At 72.2% G+C, this 4,526-nt stretch carries 4 protein-coding genes and 1 pseudogene; 3 read left to right on the top strand and 2 right to left on the bottom strand.

Annotated features, from left to right (window positions below; translation table 11 throughout):
* From HG543_RS51755 to HG543_RS51745, 3 genes and pseudogenes are all read left to right on the top strand, one after another.
* A pseudogene (locus HG543_RS51755) lies at window positions 1–964 on the top strand (hypothetical protein); the annotation flags it as partial.
* Window positions 965–1,133: 169 nt separating this feature from the next.
* Window positions 1,134–1,433, top strand: a complete 300-nt coding sequence (locus tag HG543_RS51750; RefSeq protein ID WP_211194765.1) for a hypothetical protein — start codon at window positions 1,134–1,136, stop codon at window positions 1,431–1,433.
* A gap of 132 nt (window positions 1,434–1,565) precedes the next feature.
* Window positions 1,566–2,192 (top strand): FMN-binding negative transcriptional regulator, encoded by a 627-nt coding sequence (locus HG543_RS51745; protein ID WP_169352381.1) that lies wholly within the window; start codon window positions 1,566–1,568, stop codon window positions 2,190–2,192.
* Window positions 2,193–2,304: 112 nt separating this feature from the next.
* On the opposite strand, the gene HG543_RS51740 is transcribed toward HG543_RS51745, so the two are convergent.
* A complete protein-coding gene (locus HG543_RS51740) occupies window positions 2,305–2,862 on the bottom strand; it encodes a hypothetical protein (RefSeq protein WP_169352380.1) in 558 nt (185 codons plus the stop codon).
* 156 nt (window positions 2,863–3,018) lie between these two features.
* Window positions 3,019–4,526: PEGA domain-containing protein (locus tag HG543_RS51735; RefSeq protein WP_169352379.1), on the bottom strand; the 1,508-nt coding region annotated here is incomplete at its 5' end.

Genomic DNA, 4,526 nt, shown 5'->3' with positions numbered 1-4,526 from the left:
CGTCACGGCGGTGGGGCCCTTCGCCGTGCACCGCCTCGCCATCGGACCCTCGGAGGGGCCGGTCGTCCTCGGTGGAGGCATGGCGCTCGCGCCCGGAGCGCAGCGGCTCCGGCTCCTGCCGAGGTCCGCGGAGGACGACACATGGGAGCTGGCGACGGTGAGCGTGGGAGAGCCCGGTGTCTCGCAGGAGGAGGGCACCGCGCGGCTGAGCTGTCTGCGGCCGGGCCCCACCGGCGTCCTGGAGGAGCGCGGCGGCGTGCGCGTGGAGGGCGGTCCGGCGGCGCTGGCCACCTCGCGGGGGCGGCTCTTCCAGGTGGCCCTGCTGCCCTCGGGCTCGTACCGCGTGCGTCGCTTCGCGCTGCCCCGCGAATGTGATGGGGCCGTGCTGTCCCCGGAGCGCGAGGACCTCGTCCGGGGCGGACACCCGGACGGCGTGGTGCCCTCGGGCTGGACGCTCGTGGCGGACGCGGACCGGGGCGACCTGCTGCTCGGCGAGGCCTTCTACGACGGCGCGACGGGCAGCGCCCGGTTCCTGCTCACGTGGTTCTCCGGGGAGTCCCTCGACGACATCGCGCGGGGCGAGCTGCCCGGTACCACCGACCAGTTCACCGCGCTGGCGCTCGCCCGGGGCAGGGCGCTGGTCGTCGAGAACGGGCGGCAGGTCCACGTGCTGGAGCGCGAGGGGGAGCGCGTCTTCACGCTCGCGCACGCGGACCTGTCGCGGGGCTCGGACCCGCTCGACGTCTCTCGCATCCTCGCCTTCGACGGGAGCGTGGCCTGGCTGGCCCTCAACTCGCGCCCGGTGGGCGTCGTCGCCTTGAGCGCCGGAGACCTGTCCGTGCTCGCGCGCCATGAGACTCCCTCCGCCGTGCGCTCCATCGCCTTCACGGGAGGGCGGCTCGTGATGGGGATGAACAACGCCGTCACCGTCGCCGCCGACGCGCCACCCCTCCAGCGCAGGTGAGCCCGCGCCGGGAGGGGCTCACGTGCCCGCTTCTGGACTGCGGGTGCATCGCGCTCGCGACAGGGGTGCGGAAAGTCCTCCAGGCGTGGGCCCGGTACCGGACGCACCACGACGGAGCCTCGGCTTTCGTGGTGAACTCCGCCCGAGTCTTCCTGCCTGGAGTCGTGCCGTGGAGAAACCGCTTCCCGACCATATCCGCGCGCACGAGCGTTCCAATCAGCACCGCGAAGAGGTGCTGGCCAGCGAGCTGTGCGGGTGCTTCAACTGCCTGGCCACCTTCCCTCCGGACCGCGTGCGCGAGTGGGTGGACGAGGACGAGACGGCGCTCTGTCCCGAGTGTGGCCTCGATACCGTGCTCGGCGCGCGCTCCGGCTTCCCCATCACCCCCGACTTCCTCCGGAAGATGCAGGCCTACTGGTGCGCCGACGCGGAGTCCGGTGGCGAGGACTCGCCCGACGAGGAGGAGTGACCCGGCACCGTCGGGGCCCCCCGCCGCCTCGGCTGGCCTCACGCGGCGCCCGTGAAGAAGCGACACATCGGCCGCTGTGCCGCCACGTGAGCGGGTTGACTGTGCGGCGCCTCCGGCGGCAAGCATGAGGCCATGTACATCCCTCGCCACTTCGAGGAGCAGGACCCGGAGCGGCTCCTCGCCCTCATGCGCCAGCACTCCTTCGCCACGCTGCTCACGGTGGGCGAGGACGGCGCGCCCTTCGCCACGCACCTGCCCTTCCTCGTCGAGCGGGACGCCTCGGGCACCGTGCGCCTGTCCGGGCACATGGCCCGGCCCAACCCGCAGTGGCGCGCCTTCGCCGAGGCACGGGACGTGCTCGTCCTCTTCCAGGGGCCGCACGGCTACGTGTCCCCCACGTGGTACGCGACGACGGCGCCGCAGGTGCCCACGTGGAACTATGCCACCGTGCATGCGTACGGCCGGCCGCATGTCGTCGATTCGCCGGACGCGGTGCTGCGCATCCTGCGTGACAGCGCCGCCCTCTACGAGTCCGGCAACCCCAATCCCTGGCGCCCCGAGGCCGTGGACGACTATGTGCGCCGGCTCATGAAGGGCATCGTCGCCTTCGAGGTCCGCGTCTCGCGGCTGGAGGGCAAGTTCAAGCTCAGCCAGAACAAGGGCGAGGTGGACAGGCGTGGTGTCATCGCCGGTCTGGAGCGCAGCCCCCTGCCCGGAGACAGGGAGCTGGCCGAGCTGATGCGCTCGCGAGAGGAATAGGGCAGACGGCCAAAAGACCCGTGGGCCCGGTGCCCGCCTCGGCCCCGCGCCCACGTGCCTTTCCCGTCCTTGTCGAACCGGGCCGCCGTGCTTCCGCGGCCCACGCTGGCCCTTACGGCAGGAAACGGGTGACCGCCGCCCACCTGGACGACGTCCCGGCCTTCATGTTCAGCAGCGCGGTGATGCCGATGACACCGGCCATGGCCGCCAGATTGACGATGCCCATCACGTCGATGGCCTTCATCAGCTTGCGGGCCTTGGAAGGCGTCTCGATGGAGGGCGTGTCCCCCGTCTCGGCGGGCACCGCGCCCTCCGGGGCCTGCGCCGCCAGGCTGGCGCCGCTGAAGATGTTCGCCGCGCCCAGCGCCAGCGTCGCTCCCAGCAGCACGTCCTTGGCGATGACCAGGCCGCGCGTCTCGGTGTCGATTTCCTTCCCCGTCAGCTTCGCGCGGCCGATGAGCCACGTGAGCGCCGCGGTACCCACGGACACCGCGTTGACGATGTTGAAGCCGTTCCAGGCGGCGTTCGCCACCTGCCCTCGCTCCTCCTTCCGGTCAATCACCTTCACCGCCGGGTTCAGGGCAATCTTCCCGAACAGGGTTCCGCCAAAGCCGGTCGCCAGGCCGAGGTTGTGGAGGACCAGGGCAGTCGAGGAAAGCACAGGCACCATCGTGACACTCCGCGTAGTGGGTGAACGCCCATGAGGGTAGGCATCTCCCCCACTGCGGGAGCGTGACCCGCCGGACACAAGGCCTCCACGCGCGAAGCAAGCTTGGAGTCCGGAGTGGGCACGAAGCCCCCGCCCGCTCGCCTGCCCCCGGAAGTCCTACCGCTCGGAGCGGCGCGAACCCTTGAGCGCCTCGGCGCGCTCCTTGCGGGACATGGCCGTCACGTCGACGAGGTCGATTTCGATGGCGCCCTGGTTGTCGGCGACCTTGCTGTCCGGGAAGGTGCAGCGCAGGTCCTCGGTGCCGGTGACCTGGTAGCGCTTGCCCGTCTCCAGCAGCCGGTGGGTGGCGCGCACGGAGCCGGCGTCGGGGCCGCGCTCCACGCACAGCACCTGGCGCACGCGGCCGTTGGGGCTGGCGCGCAGCTCCGCGAAGTCGTCGCGCACGGTGAACAGGTAGGTGGAGCGCGGGTTGAGGCCGCGCAGCACCACCTGGTGCTCGGGCTTGAGCTGCAGCGCGTGCTCCTTCGCGTCGAACGTGAGCGAGCGCGGGGGGATGTACGCGGACTGGCGGATGTTGACGCGGATGGAGCCGCTGTTGTCCTCCGGCCCGTTGTCGTCCAGCGCGAAGACGTGCAGCTTGCGCGCGCCCTTGAGGGTGCGAGGCGACGCGCCCAGCAGGCCGAAGCTGCTGTCCGCGGGCAGGTCCCCTTCCAGGAAGTAGGCCACCGTGCCGGACGCCGTGCCCCGGCCCTCGGTGAGCGCGGCGTTGCCCTGTGTCCACACCGAGTACGCGGCCCCCGGGTTCAGGTCGATGGTGGCCGTGGTGTACTCGGGGATGGGGGCGGCGTTGTACATGGGCCGCAGCACCAGCAGGCGCGTGGGGTAGTCCACCTCGTGCATGGCGCGCTTCGTCTCGTCGGGCGCGGATTCGCCGGCGGCCTCGGACGTCCCCGCGTCCGGGTCGGCGACCGCGAGCGCACCGGCATCCCCGCCCGTGACGGCCACCGCGGCGCCGCCGTCCGTCGCGGCCACGGCGACGGGCACCACCGCGGGCGGCGGCAGGGGGGGCGCGGTCATCGGCTGCATCTCCGCGTTCACCGGCTCCGCCATCTTCGACGTCGGGGTGAAGCGGCGCGTCCAGGCCAGGTGCCCCGGCAGCGTCAGCACCAGGGTGTTGGCCTCGCCGACGATGACGCCCTCCACCATGAGGGGCGTGCGGCCGGCGACGTCCTTGCCGTTGAGCTTCACCTGCGCGCCCGCGGGCTTGGACGTCACCCACAGCGTGGTGGTGTGCTCGACGCTGATGGAGCCGGGGTCCGGCTTGAAGACGAAGTTGTAGAGCAGGCCGAGGAACAGCAGGCCGGTGGCGATGGCGAAGAGGGTGATGCTCAGCGTGCGCACCTGCTGCATGCGCTTCGCGGCGCGCACGGCCTCCTCGCGGGCGAGCTGCTCGCGGGCCTCGTCGGCGGTGGTGCGGAAGGGCCCTCGCGTCGTGGTGGGCGGGGCGGCCTCCACGGTGCCCGTCTGCGCGTCGACGTCGACGGCGGGCACCTCCACCGGGGTGTCGCGCGGGGCGGCCAGCGTGGGAACCACGCCCGCGGGGGCTTCACCCGCGTCGGTGCTCGGCTCGTCGGGCAGCGTGGTGCCCATCTTCAAGCGACAGA

It is taken from the genome of Pyxidicoccus fallax, from assembly GCF_012933655.1.
GTDB classification, from domain to species: Bacteria; Myxococcota; Myxococcia; order Myxococcales; family Myxococcaceae; genus Myxococcus; species Myxococcus fallax.
The sequence above is the reverse complement of the archived record's forward strand: the minus strand, read 5'-3'. Positions and strand labels throughout refer to the sequence as shown.

Excerpts from the sequence above, each read along its gene's own strand:
- HG543_RS51745 (WP_169352381.1), top strand. The coding sequence starts at position 1,566 with ATGTACATCCCTCGCCACTTCGAGGAGCAGGACCCGGAGCGGCTCCTC.
- HG543_RS51740 (WP_169352380.1), bottom strand. The coding sequence starts at position 2,862 with ATGGTGCCTGTGCTTTCCTCGACTGCCCTGGTCCTCCACAACCTCGGC.